This is a genomic window from Mesorhizobium sp. M1142, from assembly GCF_040318565.1.
Taxonomy (GTDB): domain Bacteria; phylum Pseudomonadota; class Alphaproteobacteria; order Rhizobiales; family Rhizobiaceae; genus Mesorhizobium.
In genome coordinates, this window is the sequence record NZ_JAMYMK010000004.1 from 58,347 (window position 1) to 83,421 (window position 25,075).

General features: G+C 62.4%; 22 protein-coding genes. 15 read left to right on the top strand and 7 right to left on the bottom strand.

Translation table 11 applies throughout. From position 1 onward, the window contains the following. Positions 1–64 precede the first annotated feature (64 nt). From NKH42_RS08735 to NKH42_RS08775, 9 genes are all read left to right on the top strand, one after another. Entirely contained in the window at positions 65–235 is a 171-nt protein-coding gene (locus NKH42_RS08735; protein WP_254816290.1) for a Flp family type IVb pilin, read from the top strand. A 152-nt stretch (positions 236–387) separates the two neighbouring features. Beyond that, the gene (locus NKH42_RS08740; protein WP_254816291.1) at positions 388–906 is read left to right on the top strand and encodes an A24 family peptidase; all 519 of its coding nucleotides are present in this window, start codon (positions 388–390) and stop codon (positions 904–906) included. Between the two features lie 188 nt (positions 907–1,094). Further along, positions 1,095–1,910 carry a Flp pilus assembly protein CpaB gene (cpaB, locus tag NKH42_RS08745; protein WP_352751494.1) on the top strand — a complete coding sequence of 272 codons (816 nt, stop codon included), beginning with the start codon at positions 1,095–1,097 and terminating at the stop codon, positions 1,908–1,910. Beyond that, on the top strand, positions 1,907–3,436 hold the full coding sequence (locus NKH42_RS08750; RefSeq protein WP_352702306.1) for a type II and III secretion system protein family protein: 1,530 nt from the start codon (positions 1,907–1,909) through the stop codon (positions 3,434–3,436). The genes cpaB and NKH42_RS08750 overlap by 4 nt, the downstream gene beginning before the upstream one ends. Before the next feature lie 14 nt (positions 3,437–3,450). After that, positions 3,451–4,185 carry a CpaD family pilus assembly protein gene (locus tag NKH42_RS08755; RefSeq protein ID WP_352751495.1) on the top strand — a complete coding sequence of 245 codons (735 nt, stop codon included), beginning with the start codon at positions 3,451–3,453 and terminating at the stop codon, positions 4,183–4,185. A 55-nt stretch (positions 4,186–4,240) separates the two neighbouring features. Beyond that, positions 4,241–5,524 (top strand): CpaE/TadZ family protein, encoded by a 1,284-nt coding sequence (locus NKH42_RS08760; protein WP_352751496.1) that lies wholly within the window; start codon positions 4,241–4,243, stop codon positions 5,522–5,524. A gap of 29 nt (positions 5,525–5,553) precedes the next feature. After that, the gene (locus NKH42_RS08765) at positions 5,554–7,059 is read left to right on the top strand and encodes a TadA family conjugal transfer-associated ATPase (RefSeq protein ID WP_352751498.1); all 1,506 of its coding nucleotides are present in this window, start codon (positions 5,554–5,556) and stop codon (positions 7,057–7,059) included. 29 nt (positions 7,060–7,088) lie between these two features. After that, positions 7,089–8,102 (top strand): type II secretion system F family protein, encoded by a 1,014-nt coding sequence (locus NKH42_RS08770; protein ID WP_352751500.1) that lies wholly within the window; start codon positions 7,089–7,091, stop codon positions 8,100–8,102. A 9-nt stretch (positions 8,103–8,111) separates the two neighbouring features. Next, positions 8,112–9,128: a type II secretion system F family protein gene (locus NKH42_RS08775; protein ID WP_254816298.1), complete on the top strand. Its 1,017-nt coding sequence runs from the start codon at positions 8,112–8,114 to the stop codon at positions 9,126–9,128. A 114-nt stretch (positions 9,129–9,242) separates the two neighbouring features. Here the strand turns inward: NKH42_RS08775 and NKH42_RS08780 are convergent, their stop codons facing one another. Further along, entirely contained in the window at positions 9,243–10,064 is an 822-nt protein-coding gene (locus NKH42_RS08780) for a tetratricopeptide repeat protein (protein ID WP_254816398.1), read from the bottom strand. 123 nt (positions 10,065–10,187) lie between these two features. On the opposite strand from NKH42_RS08780, the gene NKH42_RS08785 reads away from it, so the two are divergent. The 5 genes from NKH42_RS08785 to pdeM all read left to right on the top strand — a co-directional run bounded on the left by NKH42_RS08785 (position 10,188) and on the right by pdeM (position 16,149). After that, on the top strand, positions 10,188–11,552 hold the full coding sequence (locus tag NKH42_RS08785) for a leucyl aminopeptidase family protein (RefSeq protein WP_352506160.1): 1,365 nt from the start codon (positions 10,188–10,190) through the stop codon (positions 11,550–11,552). A gap of 69 nt (positions 11,553–11,621) precedes the next feature. After that, positions 11,622–11,972: a MarR family winged helix-turn-helix transcriptional regulator gene (locus tag NKH42_RS08790; protein ID WP_023676939.1), complete on the top strand. Its 351-nt coding sequence runs from the start codon at positions 11,622–11,624 to the stop codon at positions 11,970–11,972. Then, complete coding sequence (locus NKH42_RS08795) at positions 11,935–12,846, top strand: C40 family peptidase (protein WP_502896125.1); 912 nt, start codon at positions 11,935–11,937, stop codon at positions 12,844–12,846. The genes NKH42_RS08790 and NKH42_RS08795 overlap by 38 nt, the downstream gene beginning before the upstream one ends. A 67-nt stretch (positions 12,847–12,913) precedes the next feature. Beyond that, complete coding sequence (locus tag NKH42_RS08800; protein WP_352702300.1) at positions 12,914–15,436, top strand: ligase-associated DNA damage response DEXH box helicase; 2,523 nt, start codon at positions 12,914–12,916, stop codon at positions 15,434–15,436. Next, on the top strand, positions 15,433–16,149 hold the full coding sequence (pdeM, locus tag NKH42_RS08805; RefSeq protein ID WP_352506163.1) for a ligase-associated DNA damage response endonuclease PdeM: 717 nt from the start codon (positions 15,433–15,435) through the stop codon (positions 16,147–16,149). The genes NKH42_RS08800 and pdeM overlap by 4 nt, the downstream gene beginning before the upstream one ends. A 2-nt stretch (positions 16,150–16,151) precedes the next feature. Here pdeM and NKH42_RS08810 read toward each other — a convergent pair whose 3' ends face one another. Genes NKH42_RS08810 through NKH42_RS08820 form a run of 3 tightly spaced genes read right to left on the bottom strand, consistent with a single transcriptional unit; the run spans position 16,152 to position 20,762 of the window. Beyond that, positions 16,152–17,087 carry a dimethyl sulfoxide reductase anchor subunit family protein gene (locus tag NKH42_RS08810; RefSeq protein ID WP_352506165.1) on the bottom strand — a complete coding sequence of 312 codons (936 nt, stop codon included), beginning with the start codon at positions 17,085–17,087 and terminating at the stop codon, positions 16,152–16,154. A 10-nt stretch (positions 17,088–17,097) separates the two neighbouring features. Next, positions 17,098–17,832, bottom strand: a complete 735-nt coding sequence (locus tag NKH42_RS08815) for a 4Fe-4S dicluster domain-containing protein (protein ID WP_352506166.1) — start codon at positions 17,830–17,832, stop codon at positions 17,098–17,100. Then, positions 17,829–20,762 (bottom strand): molybdopterin oxidoreductase family protein, encoded by a 2,934-nt coding sequence (locus tag NKH42_RS08820; protein WP_352506167.1) that lies wholly within the window; start codon positions 20,760–20,762, stop codon positions 17,829–17,831. The genes NKH42_RS08815 and NKH42_RS08820 overlap by 4 nt, the downstream gene beginning before the upstream one ends. 279 nt (positions 20,763–21,041) lie before the next feature. Here NKH42_RS08820 and NKH42_RS08825 point away from each other — a divergent pair, with 279 nt between their 5' ends. Continuing rightward, a complete protein-coding gene (locus NKH42_RS08825) occupies positions 21,042–21,944 on the top strand; it encodes a LysR substrate-binding domain-containing protein (RefSeq protein ID WP_352506168.1) in 903 nt (300 codons plus the stop codon). A 5-nt stretch (positions 21,945–21,949) separates the two neighbouring features. On the opposite strand, the gene NKH42_RS08830 is transcribed toward NKH42_RS08825, so the two are convergent. The 3 genes from NKH42_RS08830 to NKH42_RS08840 all read right to left on the bottom strand — a co-directional run bounded on the left by NKH42_RS08830 (position 21,950) and on the right by NKH42_RS08840 (position 25,029). Continuing rightward, the gene (locus NKH42_RS08830) at positions 21,950–23,206 is read right to left on the bottom strand and encodes an Hsp70 family protein (RefSeq protein WP_352506169.1); all 1,257 of its coding nucleotides are present in this window, start codon (positions 23,204–23,206) and stop codon (positions 21,950–21,952) included. A gap of 108 nt (positions 23,207–23,314) precedes the next feature. Then, positions 23,315–24,106: a TIGR02186 family protein gene (locus NKH42_RS08835; RefSeq protein WP_254816308.1), complete on the bottom strand. Its 792-nt coding sequence runs from the start codon at positions 24,104–24,106 to the stop codon at positions 23,315–23,317. After that, complete coding sequence (locus NKH42_RS08840) at positions 24,106–25,029, bottom strand: sulfite exporter TauE/SafE family protein (RefSeq protein ID WP_352506170.1); 924 nt, start codon at positions 25,027–25,029, stop codon at positions 24,106–24,108. Before NKH42_RS08840 ends, NKH42_RS08835 begins: the two co-directional genes overlap by 1 nt. Between the last annotated feature and the right edge of the window lie 46 nt (positions 25,030–25,075).

Below are 25,075 nucleotides of genomic sequence, written 5' to 3' on the forward strand. Positions count from 1 at the left end.
AGTATCCGATCAGCCACCAAGAGAAGTTGACGGAAGTGCTGTAACAATTGGAGTAGGAGCTCAAATGTCTAACCTCATCGCACGTTTTGTGAAGGACGAATCCGGCGCGACCGCTATCGAATACGGTCTGATCGCCGCTCTCATCGCGCTCGCCATCATGGTCGGCGCCACCTCGCTCGGCACCGCGCTGAACGCCAAGTTTGACAAGATTGCCACCAAGGTCAACGCTTCGTAAGCAACAACATTCCGTTGCTTCCCAATAAGGGCCGCCGCACTGGCGGCCCTTATTTAGTCCTACGCATGATTTTGAACTTTAGACCTCATCAATCGTTAATCGAACATACCTAGGCTGGGACCAGGTACAGTTTGACCACAGGCGCCACGCCCATGCTTGAAGCCGTGATCTTCGTCGTCTTTCCATTCTGCATGCTTTTTGCCGCAATCTCCGACATGCTGTCGATGACGATCGCCAATCGCGTGCCTGTGCTGCTCGTCGTTGTCTTTGCCTTGGTTGCGCCCTTGACCGGCATGGACTGGGCCACTTATGGCGGGCACTTCGCCGCCGGCGGCCTGGTTCTTGTAGTGACATTCGGCCTGTTCGCGCTTGGCGGCATGGGCGGCGGCGACGCCAAGCTCTTGGCCGCCACTGCCGTATGGATGGGACTGAACATCCATCTCGTCGAGTATCTCGTCACCTCGACGTTCATCGGCGGTCTGCTGACCCTTGCCATCATCGCCTATCGAAAATCGCTGCTTGCCGCCGTCACAAGCCACAATCGGTTCCTGCGCCATTTCGCCGATGAGGCGACCGGCGTTCCGTACGGCATTGCGCTTGGCATTGGCGGTCTGCTCACCTATTCCGACTCACCGTTGATGGCCTGGGCGCTTACCAGGCTGGCGGGCTGAATTCGCTTTACGCCGTTGGCGCCGAGCAGGCGAATTGGCCACGTTTTCCTTCGGGCCAGAGTTGTCGCTCTAATTTATGTAAACCTTAAATTAATCACGATCGTAAGTATAACATTAACCTTGTTTTGACGATTGCCGCTGCAAAGTCCGGCTTGGCTAGTGGTTTGCCAAGGGCGAGGTTCGGACAGATGCCAGCATCCCGATTAATTATTCTAGGCGTGGCGATAGCCGCGGCCGGTGGTGCAGGCTATGTCGCGAAGAACATGGTTGTGGCTCCGCCGCCTCCGGTTGTCGATTCCGGTCCTCAGGCGCCGGCGATCGCGCTGCAGGATGTGCTTGTTCTTTCCGGCGACGTTCCGATGGGCAGTCCGCTTGAAAACAACATTTCCTGGGAGTCATGGCCGTCCGCCGGCATCAACGCAAATTTCATCACCCGCGCTGCCGAGCCTGAAGCGCTGGACAAGCTGAAGGGCGCCGTCGCCCGCGTGGCGCTCTATGCCGGCGAGCCGCTGCGCCGCTCGAAGTTGATCGGTGAAGGGCAAAGCTTCATGTCGTCGATCCTGCCCTCCGGCATGCGGGCTGTCGCCACAAGCATTTCGGCCGACACCTCGGCCGGTGGCTTCATTCTTCCGAACGATTTCGTCGACGTCATCATGACCCGCAGATCCGATGCCGCCAATGGCGGTGGTCCGGGCTTCACGACCGAAACTATCCTCAAGAACATTCGTGTCCTGGCGATCGATCAGACCATTCAGGAGGATGAGGAAGGCAAGAAGACCAGAGTCGGCCAGACCGCCACCCTGGAGCTGACGCCGCAGCAGTCCGAGATCATCACCGTCGCACAGCAGATGGCGGATCGCCTGACACTGGCGCTGCGCTCGATCAAGGACAGCCAGGACAAGAATGTGGGCGAGGCCGACTACCTGGTTTCCGGCAACGGTCGGCGCGGCACCGTGCGGTTGATCAAGTCGGGCGAAGTTTCCGAGGTGGGGGCAAGGAAATGAGGCTAAAAACCAAACTGCCGCTCACCCTGGCTGCGGCGATCGGCCTGTTTCTCCTTGGAACGAATGCATATGGCATCCTCGATGCCAGTGCGGCGGGCAATGCCAGGGTCACGGCTTCGACCGCCACCCAGCGGGTCAAACTCGGACTCAATAAATCGGTGGTCATCGACCTGCCGAGCGATGCCTATGATATCCTCGTCGCCAACCCCGCTGTAGCCGACGCGGTGACCCGCACCGCCCGCCGCATCTATCTGTTCGGAAAGGCGGTCGGCGAGACCAACATCTTCGTCTTTGGCCCGAATGGCGAGCAGATCGTCAGCCTTGACCTGGCGGTCGAACGCGATGTTGCCGGGCTGGAGGATTATATCAAGCGCTTCATCCCGTCGTCGGAGGTCAAGATCGAGTTGCTGAACGACAACGTCGTTCTGACGGGAACCGTGGACACTCCTCTGGACGCCAAGCGCGCGGCCGATCTGGCAAACATCTTCGTGTCCGGCGGCGAGGCGACCACGGGTCAATATTCGCAGACCGCTGCCGGCGGTTCGGCCGAAGCCGGCGTCGCCATCGACAACCCGGATGCCGAGCGCCGCGTCAGCAAGATCGTCAACCTGCTGCAGATTATCGGCGACGACCAGGTGACGCTGAAGGTGACGGTTGCCGAGGTCAGCCGCACGGTGATGAAGCAGCTCGGCGTCAACATGGTCGGCAACGGCAGCAGCAACGGCATCAGTTGGAGCGCTCTCACCACGCCCGCATACGGATTGGGAAAGCCACTGTCGCAATATTCGGGGGCGGCGATCGGCAGCTCAACTCTTCAAGCGTACATAAACGCCATGGAGCAAAGCGGTGTCATGAAGACGCTGGCCGAGCCGACTCTCACCGCCGTTTCCGGCGAGAAGGCGACCTTCAAGGTCGGCGGCGAATTCAATATCATCACCGGCCGAACAAGCAACGTTTCAAACGACAATCAAACTGGCCAGATTACCTACGAGCACGAACGCCTTGAATATGGAATTGGGCTCGAATTCCAGCCGGTCGTGCTCTCGGCGGGCCGCATCAGCCTGAAAGTGAGGACGTCGGTTTCGGAACCTACGACCGAAGGCGCCGCAGTCCTGGAAGGTGCCGGCGACTTACCCGGCACCACTTTGCTGTCGATCCGCAAACGCCTGGCCGACACCACGGTGGAATTGCCCTCCGGCGGTTCCATGATGATCGCCGGCCTTGTCCGCGACGACATCAGGCAGGCGGTTGCCGGGCTGCCCGGCCTGACCAAAATACCGGTGCTAGGCACGCTGTTCCGCAGCAGGGATTTCGTCCGCAACGAGACCGAACTCGTCATCATCATCACGCCCTATCTGGTGAAGCCGGTGGCGCGCAACGATCTTGCCAAGCCGGATGACAATTTCAACGCAGCCAGCGATGGCGCCGGCATGTTCCTTGGCCGCGTCAACCGCGTCTACGGCACCATGCAGACCGACAAGCCCAACGGCCGCTATCACGGCGTTGTCGGCTTTATCTACAAGTAAGCGGGGAAGTCGACATGTCTCAGGCAGTATCGAAGGCAAGGGCGGTCACCGCGATACAGTCCGTTCATTCGCGGATCTGGCGGCCGGCCGTTCCGATCATAGCGATCGCGGTAGCGGCATCACTGGCCGGCTGCGCCAATCGCGACAGCGTCACGGTCGGTGCCATACCGGACGACTATCGCACCACGCATCCTATCGTCATCGCCGAGAAGGTCCAGAAGATCGACCTTCCGGTCGGCGCCGGCGACCGTGGCATGACCAGATCCCAGCGTGACACGCTCCTGGGCTTTCTCAACGGATACGACAGGAGCGCGGCTCCGGTGCTGACGATCGAGATTCCGAGCGGCTCAGCTAACGAAATCGCAGCGGCCGCGGCCGGCCGCGATTTCGCCAGGCTCGCCATAGCCAGCGGCATCAGCCGGAAGCGGATCGCCATGCGGTCCTATCAGTCTGTTTCAGCCGAAGCGTCCGCACCGGTCCGCGTTGCCTACGTCTCGGTGAAGGCTCAGACGGATAAATGCGGGCGCTGGCCCGAAGACCTGCTGCAGACTTCGGAAAACAAGCACTATGCCAATTTCGGCTGTTCGTATCAGAACAACCTGGCTGCCCAGATGGCCAATCCGTCCGATCTGATCGGGCCACGCAAACCGTCGCCGATCGACGCGGAAAATCGCGGCGCGGTGATCGACGTCTATCGTGACAGGGGTATTTCGGACGAATTCCTCGGCAATTCGGAAGTCGATTATTAACGAGTGTCGAGGCTCAACAAACTCTAAGCCGCGCAAGTCACGGAAAGTGATGACAATGAGCAATCTTGCCTATGACACAGAGGTACCGGGCGGCGAAACCTCGGAGCAGGATATTGCCGCGATGCAGGCGTTGCGGCCGATCCCGCGCATTTCGATCCAGGCATTTTGCGAGACCGAAGGCGTAGCCAATCCGGTCGAGCGCGCCGGCGAGGATCGCCGCATGGCCAAGGCCCATCTGAAGGTGCATATGGGGGGCATCCCCACCGCTATCGAATTCTATCAGTCGGCGCCGACACCGAACCTGATCCTGCTTGAATCCCGCAGCGAGCCGAAGCTGTTGCTGGAACAACTCGCCCAGCTCTCCGAGCATTGTGACCCGACCTCCAAGGTGGTGGTTGTCGGCCACTACAACGATGTCGGCCTGTATCGCGAACTCATTCGTTCGGGCATCTCCGAATATGTCATCGCGCCCGTATCGATGGCCGACATCGTCAGCGTGGTGTCTTCGATCTTCGTTGATCCGGAAGCTGAGCCGATCGGCCGCTCGATTGCGTTCATCGGCGCCAAGGGCGGCGTCGGCTCCTCGACCATAGCCCATAATGTGGCCTGGGCCATGTCGTCCCTTTTCAAATCCGAAGTGGTTGTCGCCGATCTCGACCTCGCCTTCGGAACGGCCAATATCAACTTCGACCAGGACCCGGCCCAAGGCATTGCCGAGGCGGTCTTCTCGCCGGAACGCGTCGACGAGGTCTATCTCGACCGACTGCTCGCCCAATGCGCCGAGCACCTGTCGCTACTTGCGGCCCCTTCGACCCTGGAGCGGGTCTACGATTTCGATCCCGACGCTTTCACCCAGCTTATCGACATAGCCCAGCGTAGCGCGCCGCTCCTCGTGCTCGATGTTCCCCACTTGTGGGCCGGCTGGACCAAGAACACGCTGGTCAAGGCCGATGAGATCGTCATCACGGCGACGCCCGAACTGGCCAATCTGCGCAACACGAAGAACCTGGTCGACATGCTGAAGCGGCTTCGTCCGAACGATCCTGCGCCAAAGCTTGTGATCAACCAGGCCGGTGTGCCGAAACGTCCCGAGATTACGCCGTCCGACTTCTCCGAATCCCTCGGCCTTTCGCCGATGTCGGTCATCCCCTTCGAGCCGCTTTTGTTCGGAAATGCTGCCAATAACGGACGTATGCTCGGTGAAATGGATGCAAAGAGTCCGGTCGTCGCCACGATCAACGACATCGCCCATGTGCTGACAGGGCGCAGCGAAATCAAGGTGAAGAAAAAGGCTGGCCTCGGCAACCTGATAGGCAAGCTTTCGCGCAACAAGAAGTGATGCCTCAGCGGTGGAATTGGTAAGCGATCATGTTTGGTAAAAGAGGCAGCGACGACGGCAACCGGACTATCCCGGAATTCCGTCAGCCCGCACCCGCAGCTGCTGCGCCGGCTGCCGCGAACCCTATGGAAGCGGCTATAGGTGCCAGACCCGCCACGCTGCCGCCATCCGGCGCGCCTGCTGCTCAGGTTCGCCGTGCAGTCGAGCCGCCGCCATTGGCGCCGGAGCCGAAAACTATCCAGCGCCAAAAGAGCGAAACCTACTACGACACCAAAAGCCAGGTCTTCGCCGCATTGATCGACACGATCGACCTGTCGCAGCTGGCCAAGCTCGATCCCGAAAGCGCGCGCGAGGAAATCCGCGACATCGTCAACGACATCATCGCGATCAAGAATTTCGCGATGTCCATCGCCGAGCAGGAAGAGCTTCTCGAGGACATCTGCAACGACGTTTTGGGCTACGGGCCGCTGGAGCCACTGCTTGCGCGCGACGATATTGCCGACATCATGGTCAACGGCTCCAAGAACGTCTACATCGAAGTCAATGGCAAGGTCGAGCAGACCGGCATCCGGTTCCGCGACAACCAGCAGCTCCTCAACATCTGCCAGCGTATCGTCAGCCAGGTCGGCCGCCGCGTCGATGAATCAAGCCCGATCTGCGATGCGCGTCTTCCTGATGGCTCGCGTGTCAACGTCATCGCACCGCCCCTGGCCATTGACGGCACCGCACTTACCATCCGCAAGTTCAAGAAGGACAAGCTGACGCTCGACCAGTTGGTCAAGTTCGGCTCGATTTCGCCGCAAGGGGCCGAGATTCTCAAGATCATCGGCCGTGTCCGTTGCAACATCGTCATCTCGGGCGGTACCGGCTCGGGCAAGACGACGCTGCTCAATTGCCTGACCAACTATATCGACCGCGAGGAACGCGTCATCACCTGCGAGGACTCGGCTGAGCTGCAATTGCAGCAGCCGCATGTGGTGCGTCTCGAAACCCGCCCGCCCAACCTCGAAGGCGAGGGCGAAGTGACCATGCGCGACCTGGTCAAGAACTGTCTGCGCATGCGGCCCGAACGCATTATCGTCGGCGAAGTGCGCGGACCCGAAGTGTTCGACCTGCTGCAGGCGATGAACACTGGCCATGACGGCTCGATGGGAACGATCCACTCGAACAGCCCGCGCGAATGCCTCAACCGCATAGAGTCGATGATCGCCATGGGCGGCTACACGCTGCCGCAAAAAACCGTGCGCGAAATCATCGTCGGTTCCGTCGACGTGATCATACAGGCTGCACGCCTGCGCGACGGATCGCGGCGCATCACCCATATCACCGAGGTGATCGGCATGGAGGGCGACGTCATCATCACCCAGGACATCGTTCTTTATAACATCAAGGGCGAGGACGCGAACGGCAGGCTGCTGGGCGAGCACGTGTCGACCGGCATCGGTCGTCCGCATTTCTGGGAGCGCGCCCGCTACTACGGTGAGGAGCAGCGCCTCGCCGTTGCGCTAGAGGCAATGGAGAAGCGCGCTGACTGATCCGTCCGGAAACGTGGGGGCCAGGATCGATGTTCGGAATTGACGGCACCGTATTGGCATTCGTCGTGCTCGCCGGCTTCAGCGCCGGCGCTGTGGCCTATGCTTTCCTGTTCAACCGGATCAGCACCGAGAAGCAGGTCGGCAAGCGGCTTGAATCGATCAAGACTGCCGAGACGGATCGTTCCGTCGTCAAGGCTTCGCGCGATCGCGTCGCGGAAGCGGCCAAGCGTCGCAAGTCCGTCCAGGATTCGCTGAAGGATCTCGATCAAAAGCAAAAGTCCAATCAGAGCCTGGTCAAAAAACCACCGTTGAAGATCCAAATCCGTCAGTCCGGCATGAAGATCTCGCTCGAGCGCTTTTATGTCTACTCGGCGGCCTGCGGCGTCGTCTTGACGGCTCTTATATATTTCATCGGCGCACCGCTGCTGGTCTTGCCGGCTGCGCTGCTGGTCGGCGTCTTGGGTCTGCCACGCTGGTTCGTCTCGTTTCGCCGCGGGCGGCGCGTCAAGGCGTTCCTCAACGAATTTCCGAACGCGCTCGATATCATTGTGCGTGCGGTAAAATCCGGCCTGCCGCTGAACGATGCCGTGCGCCTGATCGCCAACGAATCCCCGGAGCCGGTCAAGACCGAGTTCCGCCGCATCGTCGATTCGCAGCAAATGGGTTTGTCGATCCCCGACGCGGCCATGCGCATGCCAGAAACGATGCCGTGCACCGAGGCGAGCTTCTTCGGCATCGTCATCCAGATCCAGTCTCAGGCCGGGGGCAATCTTTCCGAAGCGCTGGGCAATCTTTCGCGCGTGCTTCGCGATCGCAAGAAAATGAAAGCCAAGGTCCAGGCGTTGTCCATGGAAGCCAAGGCATCCGCCGTGATTATCGGCGCGTTGCCTTTCGTCGTCGCCTGTCTCGTCTATTTGACGAGCCCGAACTACATCATGCCCCTATTCACCACCAGCACCGGCAATCTGATCCTCGGTTGTTCCGGCGTGTGGATGTCGATAGGCGTCCTGGTAATGCGCAAGATGATGAATTTCGAAGTCTAGGACTCGCGTATGACCGATCACGTCGTCAGAACTCTCACCGATCCGTCCCTGCTGATCGCACTGCTGGTCGGAATAGCGGTGTTTGCGACCGTCTTCACGCTGCTGCCCGCCTTTGGCGGGAACCAGCTCAAGGCGCGCATGAAATCCGTGGCGCTGGAGCGCGATGAGCTGCGCGCCAAGCAGCGGGCGCGGCTGGCAATCGAAGCCGACCGCCGCCGCAAGGGCCTGCGCGAAGAACAGTCGGTCGGCATGCGCAATATTGTCGATCGCCTGGATCTCAGGCGTGCGCTGGCGGATGAAGGTACCTTGCAGAAATTGAAAGTGGCGGGTTTTCGCGGGCAAAATCCGCTGACGCGCTTCCTTTTCTTCCGTCTCGTCCTGCCCTTCATCGGCTTTGCATTGGCGGCGATGTATCTGTTCGTGCTCGGCGGATTGCCCGAGCAGCCGTTTTTCGTGAAGCTGTTCGTGTGCATCGTGGTTGCCTATGCGGGGTTCTACGCGCCGGTGCTCTACGTCAACAACCGCGCTACCAAGCGCAAGCAGTCGATTCAGATGGCGTGGCCGGACGCGCTCGACCTGATGCTGATATGCGTCGAGTCCGGCATGTCGGTGGAAGCGGCGCTTCGCAAGGTCGCCGATGAGATCGGCGCGCAATCTGTGGCATTGGCGGAAGAATTCATCCTGACCAACGCCGAGCTTTCCTATCTGCAGGAGCGCAAGCAAGCCTACGAGAACCTTGCAAGCCGAACTGGCCTGGAATCCGTCAGGTCGGTGTCCCAGGCGCTGGTTCAGGCCGAGCGCTACGGCACGCCCGTGGCGCATGCGTTGCGGGTGCTTGCCAGTGAGAGCCGCGACATGCGCATGAATGCCGCCGAGAAGAAGGCGGCCGCGCTGCCGCCGAAGCTCACCGTGCCGATGATCCTGTTCTTCCTGCCGGTACTGTTCGCCATCATTCTTGGTCCCGCCGGCATCCAGGTGAGCCAGCGCGGCATCTTCGGCGACCAGCCGAAATCCAGCAGCGAGTAGCACCAGCGGCGTTGCCAGAAACGCTGATACGATTCAGCCACGCTGCCGGTGCAGCGCGGCTCTTTGCGTTAGACATGTTGCGGAATTCGCGCGCCGGTTCGGCGGTCGAAGCGGTCAGTTGGTGGCAGGCTTTGCCTTGTCCTGGTCCTTGAGCTGGCTCCAGGCATTCTGCTGCGCCAGCATCTGGCGAAGGTAAGCGACGTTAGCCTGCGCCTGATCCGGCGACAGCTCTTGCGAGGCGATCTTCTCGGCCTCGTCGAAACGGCCTTGCAGACCGACGACCAGCGCCAGGTTCTGGCGAACGCGGCTATCTGCATTCGGCTGCTGGGCGGCCGAGCGCATATAGGTTTCGGCCGTGCGCAAATCGCCTTCCAGCACGTACGACATGCCGAGATTGGAAAGGATCGACGGTTCGTTCGGCCTGAGGTCAAGCGCCTTGCGATAGCCTTGGCGCGCCTCATCCTTCTGGCCCAGCTGGTCGAGAATAGCAGCTTCCGCCGACACCAGTTTCCAATCAGGATATTCAGGGGTCTGCGCGCGGCGCACGGCATCGAGAGCCGGTTCGAACTGTCCGTTGGCGGCAAGTGCCTTGCCATAGGCGGCGAGCACGTCGCGGTCCTTCGGCAAGGCGATCGCCAGCTTGCGCATCACCGCAAGCGATTGGTCTGCGTCGCCGTCCATCTGCAGCGCCGCGGCATAATTTGTGGCGATGCGCTTGTCGCTGGGGTTTTTCGCATAGGACTGGCCGAGCGCCATCGTAGCGTTGTGCAGTTCGCCCGCCGACATTGTTTCCAGCGGCCTGCCGCTTGGACGAGAAATCGAACCAGTCGTCAATTTGCTGGTTCCGCAGCCAGCGACGCCTGCGGCAAGCGCCATCATCAACGCCGTGCTGATCAGCCTGTTTGCGCTGGCGTTCATCCTGCGGTTGGTCAGCATCGGCACCAAGGCTCCGTTCATCGCGTGACCATTTGCGTGGTCATCTTCCCTCCCGCAGAAATATTCTGTTAACCCTAACGGAGAGTTAAGAAACGCCGACTCGGAAAACCCGGAGACCAGCGAATGCCTGTCGAACTCGTCGAGAAAGAATTGAGCAATGCGCTGCCGGTCCATCTGGTGGCGAAGGATGCTCTGGCGGCAGCGGGCCTTGCGCCATCCTCGGTCGCCTGGGCCAAGGCCAACGGCTTCTCCGGCGAAGCTGGCAGGACGCTGATCGTGCCTGGCGACAACGGCGCGATTGCCGGAGCCCTGTTCGGCACCGGTGATGACGAGGGCGCACTGGCCGTCGGCGCACTGGCGAGAGCCTTGCCCGCGGGCGACTGGCGTTTTGCGTCGGCACCCGCCAAGCCGGAGCTTACGGCACTCGCCGTGGCGCTCGGCGGCTATGTCTTCACCCGCTACGGCAAGAAGCCAGGCAAGAGCCTTCGCTTCGCGCTGCCGGCAGGCACCGACGCTGCCCGCATCCGCCGCATCGCCAATGGCATTTTCCTGGCGCGCGATCTGGTCAACACGCCGACCAGCGATATGGGCCCCGGCCAGCTGGAAAAAGCCGCCCGGACCTTGGCCGCGACGCACAAGGCCGAAATATCGGTGACCAAAGGCGACGATCTTCTTACCGCCAACTTTCCGATGATCCACGCCGTCGGTCGGGCATCTGCCGACGCGCCGCGCCTGATCGACATGATTTGGGGGCCGAACAATGCCCCCAGGATAACGCTGGTCGGCAAGGGCGTCTGCTTCGATACAGGCGGTCTCGACATCAAGCCGTCCTCGGGCATGCTTTTGATGAAGAAGGACATGGGCGGCGCTGCCAACGTGCTGGGCCTCGCTTCCATGATTATGGCCACCGGGCTGAAGGTCCGGCTACGCGTGCTCATCCCGGCTGTCGAGAATTCGATAGCCGGCAACGCCTTCCGGCCAGGCGACGTGCTGGTGAGCCGCAAGGGCATCACCGTCGAAATCGGCAACACCGACGCCGAAGGACGGCTGGTACTCGCCGATGCCTTGGCCTTGGCCGATGACGAAGAGCCGCAGATGCTGGTCGATATGGCGACGCTGACAGGCGCTGCCCGTGTTGCGCTCGGTCCCGACCTGCCGCCGTTCTACACCGGTGACGAGGCGCTTGCATCCGAGCTGGCGGACGCCTCCGTTGCGGTCGAGGATCCGTTATGGCGCATGCCGTTGTGGAAGCCCTATGACGCCAAGCTGGCGTCGAAGGTGGCCGACATCAACAATGTCACGTCAGACGGTTTCGCCGGCTCGATCACCGCGGCGCTTTTCCTGAAGCGCTTCGTGGAAAAGACCGCCGGCTGGGCGCATGTCGACATCTACGCCTGGAACCCGTCCGACCGCCCGCACGGTCTTGCCGGTGGCGAAGCGCAAGGCATCCGGGCGCTGGAGCAGGCCATTTCGAACCGCTACGGTTGATTCTCGGGCATAGCCGACGAAGGTATTGACTGAAACGGAACCGAAACAATTTTCAGTCATGCTGGACGGATGTCGATTATCATGCGTCCAAGCCAGGCCTTGCGACTATGGCAACAGGTGGTGTTATCCGAGGTGCGTGACGACGCGCCCGATCTCACCATGCGCCAGACGGCGATCCTGTTCACCATCTATCTCGATCCACCGCCACACACGGTGCGGGGGTTAGCCGCCCGCCTCAACGTCACCAAGCCGGTGATCACCCGTGCGCTCGATACGATGGGGGCGCTGAAACTGGTGTCGCGCCACCGCGACGAGCTCGACAAGCGCAACGTGCTGGTCAGGCGCACAGTAGAAGGCGCGCTCTTTGTCGAGCGCTTTGGCGATGTTATCATTGCCAGAGCCCAAGAGTTGCCCATTTGAACGAGTTGCCGATTTGACCGCCAGGGATGCCCGCCTCCATGCCTTCCGCTCCGATCTCGCCGACGCCAGGCTGAAAGGCGAGGTTTCCGCCGACCGTTTCGTCGCCGGCCGGCCGGCTCGCATATCAGCCTCCGTCGCTGACATCCGCAGGGCGCCGCGGCCGGACGCCGGCGTCGATACCCAGCTTCTGTTCGGCGAAGACGTCCTCGTCTTCGAGGACGTTGGGGGCTGGGCCTGGATACAGGCCGAGCGCGACGGCTACGTCGGCTATGTCGCCGACACTGTGCTGGGCGGTCGGGATCATGCGGCCACGCATGTTGTCTCGGTGCCGCGCACTTTCCTGTATCCGGGACCGGATTTGCGGTTCCCGGTGAGCGGGGAGCTCTCGATGGGGTCATTGGTGGCGGTGACGGGCTCAGCGGAAACGCGCGGCACGCATTATGCTCTGCTGCCGTCCGGCCAGGCGGTCATCTCGGGTCATCTCAGGCCTGTCGCCGAGTTTGCCCCCGACTACGTCGCGGTCGCCGAGTCGTTTCTCGGCACGCCCTACCTGTGGGGTGGCGTCTCCGGATTCGGCATCGATTGTTCCGGTCTCGTGCAACTTGCAATGCACATGGCTGGCAGGCAAGTGCTGCGCGACACCGACATGCAGGCGGCGACCGTCGGCGAACCGCTCGATCCCGGGCCGGATTTTGCCGGGTTGCGGCGCGGCGACCTGGTCTTCTGGAAAGGCCACGTCGCGATCATGACGGATCCGGAGACCATGATCCACGCCAACGGCCACACCATGCTGGTGTCGCGCGAAGGAATGAGGGAGGCGGTCGCCCGTATCGGTTATCTCTATGGCGGCCCGACCGGGTTTCGCCGGCCATAACGCGAATCGATCACCTTTTGTTCTGATTCTGCTTGGCGATTGCGCGTCGCCGCGCTACCTCTGGCACGTGACAGAGCAGCCGCGCCTTGCCCAACAGAATGCCGCCGTCGTCCTGCCCGAGCCATTCGTCAAATGGTTTGCGGAAAAGGGCTGGTCGCCGCGCGCTCACCAGATCGATTTGCTGGCCAAAGCCCAGGACGGGCAGTCGGTATTGCTGATCGCCCCGACCGGCGCCGGCAAGACGCTGGCCGGGTTCTTGCCATCGCTGACCGAACTGGCCGGCCGACCGAGGATAAGGCCGGGGCAGGCGCATCGAGGCATCCATACACTCTACATCTCGCCGCTGAAGGCGCTGGCCGTCGACATCGAGCGCAATCTCGGCAAACCCGTCGCAGAAATCGGGCTGCCGGTCACCGTCGAGACGCGCACCGGTGACACGCCCGCACACAAGCGCCAGCGGCAGAAGCTGGCGCCGCCCGACATTCTCCTGACCACGCCCGAGCAATTGGCCCTGCTGATTGCCGCGCCCGATGCCAGGCGCTTCTTCGAGGACCTGCGCTATGTCGTGCTCGACGAATTGCATTCGCTGGTGACCTCGAAGCGCGGGCATCTCCTGTCGCTCGGGCTGGCCCGGCTGCGCTCGTTTGTGCCGGCCCTCCAGACGATAGGCCTGTCGGCGACGGTCGCCGAGCCCGACGAATTGCGGCGGTGGCTGGTCAGCCAGAATCCACCAGGGCCGATGGCCGACCTGATCGTCGTCACCGGCGGCGCCAAGCCCGACATCTCCATTCTCGATTCGGAGGAGCGCGTGCCGTGGGCGGGACATTCGGCCCGCTATGCAACGCCGGAGATCTACAACGAGATCAAGCGCCACAAGACAACCCTGCTGTTCGTCAACACACGCAGCCAGGCGGAGCTGCTGTTCCAGGAGTTGTGGCGGGTCAACGAGGACACCTTGCCGATCGCGCTGCATCACGGTTCGCTCGATGTCGCCCAGCGCCGGCGCGTCGAAAAGGCGATGGGCGAGAATGCCTTGCGTGCGATCGTCGCCACCTCGACGCTCGACCTCGGCATCGACTGGGGCGATGTCGACCTGGTCGTCCATGTCGGCGCGCCGAAAGGTGCCAGCCGGCTGGCGCAGCGCATCGGCCGCGCCAACCACCGTATGGACGAGCCGTCCAAGGCGATCCTGATTCCGGCCAACCGCTTCGAGGTGCTGGAATGCAGGGCGGCGCTCGATGCCAATTATCTCGGTGCCCAGGATACGCCGCCGCTGGTCAATGGCGGGCTCGACGTGCTGGCGCAGCACGTGCTGGGCTGTGCCTGCGGTGCGCCGTTCCATGCCGATGCGCTGTTTGGGGAAGTGCGGACGGCAGCACCCTACGCCAATCTCGATCGGCCGACATTCGATCGCGTCATCGATTTCGTCGCCACTGGCGGCTATGCGCTGAAGAACTACGAGCGCTATGCCCGCATCCGGTTGAACAAGGACGGGCTGTGGCGGGTCTCAAATCCTCGCGTCGCCCAGCAATACCGGCTCAATGTCGGCACCATCATCGAAGTGCCGGCGCTCAACGTCCGCTACGTCCAGGCCGGCAGCAGAGGCGCGGCTTCGCGTGGCGGCCGGGTTCTGGGCAAGATCGAGGAGGCGTTCCTCGAAACGCTGACGCATGGCGACACCTTCATGTTCGCCGGCAAGGTGCTGCGCTTCGAAGGTATCCGCGAGAATGAGTGCTTTGTCTCGAATGCACCCGGCAGCGACGCCAAGGTCCCGTATTACGGCGGTGGCAAATTCCCGCTTTCGACGTACCTGGCCGAACAGGTCCGCGCCATGCTGGACGATCCGCAGCGCTGGAAGAAGCTGCCGGAGCAGGTCGCCGACTGGCTTCGTTTCCAGGCCGACAAGTCGGTGCTGCCGAAACGCGACGATCTGCTGATCGAGACTTTTCCGCGCGGCAACCGCTACTATCTGGTGGCCTATCCGTTCGAGGGCAGGCTGGCGCACCAGACGCTCGGCATGCTGCTCACCCGCCGCCTCGACAGGGCGGGAGCCAAGCCGCTCGGCTTCGTCGCCACAGACTATGCGCTTGCCATATGGTCGCTTGCCGATATGGGCCGGATGTTCAGGGCGAAGAAACCGTCGCTGGCAGCGCTCTTCGATGAGGACATGCTGGGCGACGACCTCGAAGCTTGGCTCGCCGGCAGTTGGTTGTTGAAGCGCACCTTTCGCAATTGCGCGCTGATCTCGGGATTAATCGAGAAACGCCACCCGGGCCAAGAGAAGAGCGGCCGCCAGGTGACCGTGTCGACGGATCTCATCTACGACGTGCTGCGCAGCCATGAGCCTGACCATATCCTGCTGCAGGCGACGCGTGCCGACGCCGCGACCGGTCTGCTGGATGTCAGCAGACTTGCCGAGATGCTCTCGCGCGTCCAGGGCCGAATCATGCATAAGAACCTCGAGCAGATATCGCCGCTCGCCGTGCCGATCATGCTCGAGATCGGCAAAATGCCTGTGCACGGCGAGGCCGATGACACGCTGCTGATGGATGCAGCCACGCTGGTCGAGGAGGCCATGGGGACGAAATGACTGTCGCGCTGGCCATGGCTGCACCTCTGGCGGAGGTGGGTTCTGTCGATATCGCCGGCGAACGCGCGGTCTGCGACCGCCGCGGCGTGCTCTACTTTCCCGAATTCCGGCTTCTGGCCGTGTCCGACCTGCATCTGGAAAAAGGCTCCTCGCTGGCCAGGCGCGGCACGCTGGTTCCCCCTTACGACACCGGAGCCACGTTACTCCGCTTGCAAGCGGTAATCGCCGACTACCAACCTTCGATCGTCATCAGCCTGGGCGACAGTTTTCACGATGGCGGCGGCGCTGCGCGCATGCACGCAAGCTTTCGCGAAAGGCTGGAAGGCCTGATGGTTGGGCGCGACTGGTTCTGGGTCACCGGCAATCATGATCCTGAAGCACCGGCCGACCTGCCCGGCGAGACCGTGCGCGAATTGGCCATCGGCTCTCTGCTCTTCCGGCACGAGCCTTCGGCGGTAAGGGTGGAGGGCGAGATATCAGGCCATCTGCATCCTTGCGCCCGCATCGTGCAGCAAGGCCGCTCGGTGCGGCGGCGCTGCTTTGCCGGCGATGGCGGCCGCATGATCATGCCGGCCTTCGGCGCCTATACCGGCTCGCTCAATCTGCTTGATCGCGCCTATGCCGGGCTGTTCCGCCGTGAAACGCTGATGGCCTACATGCTTGGCACCGAACGCATCTTCGCGATTTCCCACGCGATGCTCAGGCCGGGCTGAACCTACCTGCCGTAGTACAAAGTGACGGTGTGCTTGGCCTCGGCGAAGAACAGCCAGCGCTCGACCAGCATGCCGGCGAGTTGGGCGATCGCGGCGAGCATCGACGAAACCGCCGCATAGGGCCACGGCAGGGCGAACGCCGCCACCAACAGCAACGCAGGCAAAGCAAAGGCCAGCACCTGCGTGATCTGGCGTAGCCGCACGCTGTGCTTGCGCGCGATGCGGAAGCCCATCTCCTTGAGCAAGTAGTTTTCCTCGGTATGCGGCCATTCCATCGACCGCACCGTGCCGCCGGCCAGACCCGTCGCCGTGTTGGCTGTGGTCGGGATTTCCAGCCGGTCGTTGTACCGCCAGGTCGCCAGCTTCCAGCCCCAGCCGAGCACGGTCAGCAATAGGGCAGCCGCGAGAAGCGTATTCGAGCCGACGGCAAAACCCTGCAGCAGCGCATTGAGCAGCACGCAGCCGGTCATTGCCGAAAAGATCAGATAGCCGGGCAGGGTGAAGCGGCTGTGCCATTGGGCGATAGGCTTCAACGACGCGTAGATCATGCCGGTGGTGCAGACGGTTGCGACCGCGCCGATGGCAGCGAGCAGCCCGGCGACAGCCACCCAGCCGCTCGTACGGCCGAGGACCACCCAGCCAATACCGAACAGTCCCGCCGGCATGAAGGTCGCAACCGACGCAACGCCTTCGCGTGACAGCCAGGAGCTTCGCCATTGCGAGAAGGCACGCCAGGCGCGTTCGGGACGGCCGAGATGGCCGGCCGACGACAGCAGGCCTGCCGAGATCAGGCCAAGCGCCAGCCCCATGCCGGTGAGGCCAAGCCAGAAATCGGGCGGGATAAAGCCCTGTCCGGCGAGCACGCCAAGTAGTGCGAGCAGGCCGTAACCGGCGCCCGTGGCGGTGGTGAAAAAGACGACGGAGAATGCTGGATGCATGAGACGCGGGTTAGTTCGAAAGCATGCGGTCGACCCAGCCGAGGAAGCCGCCTTCGGCCCGCACCGCTTCAAGCGCCGGCGCCGGCACCGATGCGGCGCGGGTGGTGTGGGCACGTGGCGGCAGATATTTGTTGGTCGGCTTATAGCCCATTTCCGGCATCAGATCGACACCGCCGCGCTCGGCCACCAGTTGCGAGATAGCCGATGCCGGATCGCCCAGATCGCCGAAATGCCGCGCGCTGGTCGGGCAAGCAGCGACGCAGGCCGGAACGCGATCTTCTTCCGCCAGATTGTTGTTGTAGATACGGTCGACGCACAGCGTGCATTTCTTCATCACGCCGACATCGGTGTCGAACTCGCGCGCGCCATAGGGGCAGGCCCAGCTGCACAATTTGCAGCCAATGCACTTGTCCTCGTCGACCAGCACAATGCCGTCCGAGGCCCGTTTGTAGGAGGCGCCGGTCGGACATACGGTGACACAGGCCGGTGTCTCGCAATGCAGACAGGAGCGCGGGAAATTGACCGTGCGCCCACCCATCTCAGTCATGTGCTCATAGCTGTGCACGCGGTTGAACCAGACCCCGTCGGCGTCGCCGCCATACGGATCGATGTCGGTCAGCGGCGCCATGTGGCCGCCGGTGTTCCATTCCTTGCAGGCGGTGACGCAGGCCTGACAGCCGACACAGGTGTCGAGATCGATGACCAGGCCGAGCTTCTTGTCGGTTTGGGCGGGAAGGCAGGTCATGGTCTGGCAGCTTCTCTTTCCCGGCGGAACTCTGCGCCGAAAGTGAGCTTGTCAGGCGAGGGTTCGAAATGCGGCGGCTGCCGGAACCGCTCGAACTGCGGCTCGGTGAAGCCGCCTTCCTCGGCCGCGCATTTGACGATGCGCACGCGCAGGTCGAACCACGCCGCCTGGCCGGTCACCGGATCGGAATTCGAATAGCGTTTGCCGCTGGCATCGGCGGAGGTCTGGTCGCCGATGATGTGGTTGAGCAGGAAGCCGCGATTGGATTCGGCCGCGCCATCCTTGAGCCCCCAGCTGCCGCGACGCTTGCCGATCGCATTCCACGTCCACACCGTATCGGCGTTGACGCCGTCGACCAGCTTGATCTGTCCTTTGACCTTGCCGTTGATGCTCTCGATCCACACCCAGTCGTTATCGACAAGCCCGAGGCTGGCGGCGGTCCGGTGATGCACGAACAGCCGGTTCTGGCTGGTGATCTGCCTTAGCCAGGCATTCTGCGAGCCCCAGGAATGATACATGTGCATTGGCCGCTGCGTCAGCGCGTGCAGCGGATAGGCTTGGCTGTCAACCGCAGTCTCTTCGAAGGGCGCATACCAGAACGGCAGCGGATCCATATAGGTCTCGATGCGGCTACGCTCGGCTTCCGGCGGCAGCACCCGGCCATGGCCGCGCGCCGCCAGGCGGAAGCGCTGCATCGGCTCGGAATAGAGTTGGAACACGATCGGCTCGGCTTTCGGGATGAAGCCCATGCTCTCGGCGAAGTCGAGATAGGAGCGGTTTGCCATCTTGTAGTAGCGCTGATCGGCGGCGAAATCCTGGTGCCAGAAGCCGCCATTGTCGATGTAGCGCTGCAACTGGTCGGGATTGACGTCGCCCTTGCCGACCAGGGTCCCGTCCTTGCCGCGCCAGCCGGCGAGTGGACCGACACCTGGCGTACGCTCGTGATTGACGATGTAGTCGGCATAGTCGCGGTATTTGGCGGAGCCGTCGTCATCGACGAAACCGGGCAGACCGAGCCGCGCGCCGAGTTCGATCAGCACCGTCTGGAACGGCCTGACGTCGCGGTCCGGCTCGACGACGGGATGGCGGATGGCGTCGCCCGGACCGTCGGCGTGGCTGATCGGCCGGTCGAGCAGACTGATACAGTCATGACGCTCGAGATAGGTCGTGTCCGGCAGCACCAGATCGGCAAAGGGCACGGTCTCGGAATAATAAGCGTCGGAATAGATGATGAACGGGATCTTGTACTCGCCCGCCGCATCGATATCGGTCAGCATCGCCATCGTCTCGACCGTATTCATCGACGAGTTCCAGGCCATGTTGGACATGTACATGAACAGAGTGTCGATCTTGTAGGGATCGCCTGCCCAGGCGTTACGGATGACCGTGTGCATGAGCCCATGAGCGGCCAGCGGCGCGTCCCAGGAGTATGCCTTGTCGATACGAACAGGCCTGCTGCCTTCATCGATCAGCAGGTCCTCAGGTCCGCAGACGAAGCCGAGCGGCATGCCTTCGAGCGGTGTCATCGGCTTCACATTCTTGCCGGCGGGCTTTGGACCCGGCGGCGCGGACCGCGGATAAGGCGGTTTGAAGCGGAAGCCGCCCGGCACGTCCACCGTGCCGAGAAGCACCTGAAGCAGATGAATGGCGCGGCAAGTGTGAAACCCGTTCGAATGGGCCGAGATGCCGCGCATCGCATGCATCGACATCGGCCGACCCTTGATGGTCTTGTGCCGGCGGCCGGCCCAGTCCGTCCAGGCCACCGGCAGTTCGATTTGCTGTTCGAAGGCGACATGAGCGAGTTCTGCAGCAATGCGTCGGATCGTGTCGGCGGAGATGCCGCACCGGTCAGCGACGGCGTCGGGTGAATAGCACTCGTCCAGATAGCGGTCGGCGACGAGTTGGAAGACCGGCACGCAGCGGCGGCTGTCGACGAGAACGCTGCCGGTCAGTGCGGGCTTTGCGTCGGTATCGCCGGCGTCGACAGGCGTCTTCGCCACCCTGTCCCAAGCCAGCGGATTGCCGTCGCCGTCGCGCATGAACAGCCCGTCATCGGCGGCTCCAGGCTCCTGAATGACCAGGATGTGGGCGTTGGTGTAGCGCAAGAGGTAGTCGAGATCGACGCGCCCTGCCTTCAGCAATTCGTGGATGAGGGCGAACACAAACAGGCCGTCGGTGCCGGGCCGGATGCCGATCCAGTCGTCGGCAATCGCGTTGTAGCCGGTGCGGCAGGGATTGATTGAAACCACCTTGGCGCCGCGCGCCTTGAGCTTGCCGAGGCCGATCTTGATCGGATTGGAATCATGGTCTTCGGCAACCCCGAACAGCATGAAATACTTGGTGTTGTCCCAGTCGGGCTCGCCGAACTCCCAGAACGAGCCGCCAATCGTGTAGAGGCCGCCGGCTGCCATGTTCACCGAGCAGAAACCGCCATGGGCCGCGAAGTTCGGCGTGCCGAACTGGCTCGCCCACCAACCGGTCAGCGATTGCGACTGGTCGCGGCCGGTGAAGAAGGCGAGTTTCTTCGGATCGGTCTGGCGGATGTTCGAAAGCCGCTCTGTCGCGAGCGACAAAGCTTCCTCCCACTCGATCTCGCGGAACTCGCCCGAGCCGCGCAGTCCGGTGCGCAGCAATGGTTTCGTCAGCCGGGCCGGGCTGTAATGCTGCATGATGCCGGCGCTGCCTTTGCCGCACAGCACGCCGCGATTGACCGGATGATCCTTGTTGCCGTTGATGTAGCGGACCTTGCCATCTTTGATATGGACGTCGATGCCGCAGCGGCAGGCGCACATATAGCAGGTGGTCTTGGCGATGCTGTCGGAGACATCAGGCGAAGTATCGACGCCGTCGCGTTCAGCGGGCGCTCGCGTATCGGCAAGCGGCCGTTGTGATGGTGCCGAATTAGCTCCGCGCAGCAGGTTGTTGGTCATGATCCGGTGATGCTCTTGCGCCCCGCGAACTTGGCTCTCGTCTTCGGGCCTGGGCCGCGCATGTAATGCTCTTCCGGGCGATAGCGTTCACCCAAGAGCCGCCGCCGCAGGCTGCGGGTCCAGTGCGCAAACACGGATTTGAACCGCCCCACCAATTTTACCCTCGACTGCTCTGGCGCGACTTTTTTCCAATTTCGAGCCAAAATTTAGAACAAAGCGACCGATCCGTCTAACAACTTGCTCTTGTAATTCCAATCGGATTTGCTTCTTAGTGTCGGAATGACCCTGGACCAGTTGCGGATCTTCGTCGCCGTCGCCGAACGGGCGCACATGACCAAAGCGGCCGAGTTGCTGGGCATCTCACAGTCGGCCGCATCCGCCGCGATCCGCTCGCTCGAACAGCAGCATGGCGTCCAGTTGTTCAACCGCGTCGGCCGCAACATCGAGCTCGCCGAAACCGGACGCCGATTCTTGCCCGAGGCCAAGGCGGTCCTCGAGCGGGCTGCGGCCGCCCACAACGTGCTGGAGCATGTCTCGCAAACGATCACCGGCAGTCTCTCGATCGCTGCCAGCCAGACCATTGCCAGCTATTGGCTGCCGCGCCGGCTCGCCTCTTTCCACGAAGCCTATCCTGCCGTCAGGCTGAGCGTGAGCATTGGCAACACCAGGCAGGTCGAGACCAATGTACTTGATGGCGCAGCCGATTTTGGCCTGGTCGAGGGGCGCACCGAATCCGACATTTTGCGGCGTGCCAAGGTCGATATCGATCGCATGATGCTGGTCGTGGCGCGCTCGCACCCTGAGATCGCGGAAGTTTCGCCTGGACATCCCGATCTTGGCGGGCTTCGCTGGATCATTCGCGAAGGCGGTTCGGGCACGCGCGAGGCGCTGGAGGACCTTGCCCGACGCGACGGGATTTCGTTCGCGGACCTGCAGATATTCCTGGTATTGCCGAGTAATGAGGCTATTCGCCAGGCGGTCGAGGCCGGCGCCGGCGCCAGCATCATCTCGGAACTCGTCGCCGCCCGCGCGGTCGCCGAAGGTAGCCTGCGTTCTGTGCCGGTCGATCTGCCGAAGCGCGAATTTGCCATGATCACGCATCGCGACCGGCAGCCGAGCCTGGCCCAGATGGCGCTCAAGGCGCATCTTGGCGGCAAAGCTGAGAGACTCGCGCCGCTTTAAGCCGATCAGCCGAACTTCCGCTGCGCGTCGAGCGCCAGCCCAAGCCCGACCGAGCCGAACACATCGCCTTGGATTACCGACGCCTGCGGCACCAGCGCCAGGATCCGCTGCCTGGCCAGCGGGATCGCGGTCGATCCGCCGGTCAAGAACAACGCGGTGATGTCCGAGGCCTTCACCTGTGCGTCGCGGATGGTCTGCTCGACTGTAGCCGCAACACGCTCAATGTCTCTGGCTATGGTGGCTTCGAGACCCTTGCGCGTGATTTCTGCCGTGAACCTCACCTCTGGCAGCGCGACCTCGACATCGGCCGACGAACGGTCCGTCAGCTCGATCTTGGCCTTTTCGACCAGCGCCGCCAGCGCGTGGCCGTAACGATGCTCGACGATGTGGATGAAGCGGTCGACCAGGTCTGCGCGCTCCGCCTCATAGCGGATCTGGCGCAGATGCGTCATCGCCCTCGCGGTATAGACCAGGTTGATGCGCTGCCACGTCGCCAGGTCGATGAAGTAGCTCGCCGGCAGATTACGTTTGCCATCCTTGGTCAGTGAGAGATAGCCGAGCTGCGGCATCACATGGGCGATGCTCAACAGCCGGTCGAAGTCGGTGCCGCCGATGTGGATGCCGCGGCTGGCCAGGATGTCGTCTTTGCGGTCAAGCGAGCGGGCGCGCTCGGGCGAGACGCGCACGATTGAGAAGTCGGACGTGCCGCCGCCCATGTCGACGATCAGCGCTAGTTCCTCGCGCGTCACCTTTTGTTCGTAGTCGAGTGCCGCGGCAATCGGTTCGAACTGGAAGGCGATGTGCTTGAAGCCGTGGGCACGAGCGGCATTTTCGAGTTCGTGCTCCGCCTTCGCGTCAGCCTCGGCATCGTCGTCGACGAACTGCACGGGCCGTCCCAGCACGACGCTGTCGACCGCGTCATGGGCCTCTTCTTCCAGCTTCTTTTTCAGATGGCCGACGAACAGGCCGACAATCTCCATGAAGCCGATCGAACGCGCCTTGATGCGCGTCTTTTCGTGGGCGAGCGAGCTGCCGAGCACACTCTTCAACGAGCGCATCAGGCGGCCTTCGATACTGTCCGTATAGTTGGCAAGGGCGCGTCGCCCGAAATAGGTGCGGTTGTCCTCGAAATTGAAAAACACCGCACTGGGCAGCGTGACCTGGCCGTCTTCCAACGCCACCAGCCGCGGCTGCCCGTTCCTGACCACGCTGACAGTGGAATTCGAAGTGCCGAAGTCGATCCCGGCGAATGCTGGTCGCATCGTGCGTTCCTGTATTTCTGATTTGGGGAGCAGCAGCTCGTGTCCGGTCGGGCCGGGGGTCGCGGTCTAACCCATACCCTCGGAAAGGGAAACCACTTTTACGAGAGTTCAGTCTTTCCTGAAGACCAGTCTTCCGAGCCAGCCTGTCAGCATGGCCAACGATACGGCAAAGACACCGTAGAGGAACGAGTAGTCGTGGGCGACGCGGAAGATCGACTGTTCGAAACCGGACTTGCGGATTTCGAGCTGGGCGGAGCTTTCCTTGATGAACAGGCCGCTCTTGAACAGGAAGGCGCGGGCCTTATGGGTGCCGACCGGAACGTTTGGGGCGAGCCTGACGGTGGCGCGGAACAGGTTCTGCGACAGGAACTGCACACCGCCGACATTCTCGCTGTAGAGGCCGGTCGCCGACTTGCGTTCGCGCAGCGCGGCGGTGAACTCCTCGATTGTCGCCGGGCTGTCGCCGGCGTCGGCTGGCTGCAAATAGAGGTTCGAGGCGCCAAGCGACAGCTGCTTGTAGCTGTTCGGATCGGTGACGTCCTGCAGCGGCCGGGTCGTCGCCACCGAATAGGAGACAGGTACGTTTTTGAAGGTCTCCGACTCCAGATTGACCCAGACGCCGAGCACCCGGTCCTTGCGGCGCACGACGACCGGTCGGGCCGGGCCTTCCAGCACGACGATCACGTCGTAGCGCCCTTGCCGCGCGACAAGCGGATCCGCATTTTCCAACGAGCCGAAGATGGTCAGGTCGGCGCCGGAAAAGCCGGCGGTAATCGAGACATTGTCGGTCGAAAGGCCGATCTGGATATTTTCGGTCAGAGGCGCCTGCGCCTTCGCTGGTGGCGCAGCCGGCAGCAGCGACAGCAAGGCGGCGGCCGCGAGCGTCCTTAAGCCAGCCATCAGCTCAGGCCCACGCCGGACAGCGAATAGAGGTTGGGTGGCGTGACGAAGAGATCGATGGCAAGCCGGATGGCGACCGCCAGCACCAGCAGCGCCAGCAGCGCCCTGAGTTGCTCGCCTCGCAGCCGCTGACCGGCCTTGGCGCCATATTGCGCGCCGGCTACGCCGCCTGCCATCAACAGGAAAGCGAGCATGACGTCGACGGTCTGGTTGGTGGTGGCGTGGACCAGCGTGGTGTAGGCCGAGGTGAAGATGATCTGGAACAGCGAGGTGCCGATGACCACGTTGGTAGGCACCTTCAAAAGGTAGATCAGGGCCGGCACCATGATGAAGCCGCCGCCGACGCCCATGATCGACGACAGGAAGCCAATCGCCGCGCCCAGCCCAAGCACCGGAATGACGCTGACGAAGAGCTTTGAGGCCCTGAACCGCATCTTCAGCGGCAGGCGGTGGATCCAATTGTGCTGGCCGGATTTCTTCAACACCGGTGCGGCGCCGCTGCGAGTGGCGCGCAATGCATTGACACTCTCGACGAGCATCAGTCCGCCGACAGTGCCGAGCAGCAGGACGTAGAGCAGCGAGATAAACAGGTCGAGCTGGCCGAGCCGGCGCAGGAGCGCAAAGACATAGATACCACCGGTCGAGCCGACGATACCGCCGGCTAAAAGCACGCCGCCAAGCTTGAAGTCGAGCGTGCCGCGCTTCATGTGCGACAGGGCGCCGGAGAAGGAGGAGGCGATGACCTGGTTGGCGCCGGTGGCGACCGCGATTGCCGGCGGTATGTTGTAGAAGATCAGCAGCGGCGTAATGAGAAAGCCGCCGCCCACGCCGAACATGCCCGACAGGAAACCCACCGCCGCACCCATGGCCAGCAGCACGAAGATGTTGACGGAAATTTCCGCGATCGGGAGATAGATGCCCACCCGTCAGTCTCGATCAGTTTGCCTCCTGGCGAATGCAACCGTTGCG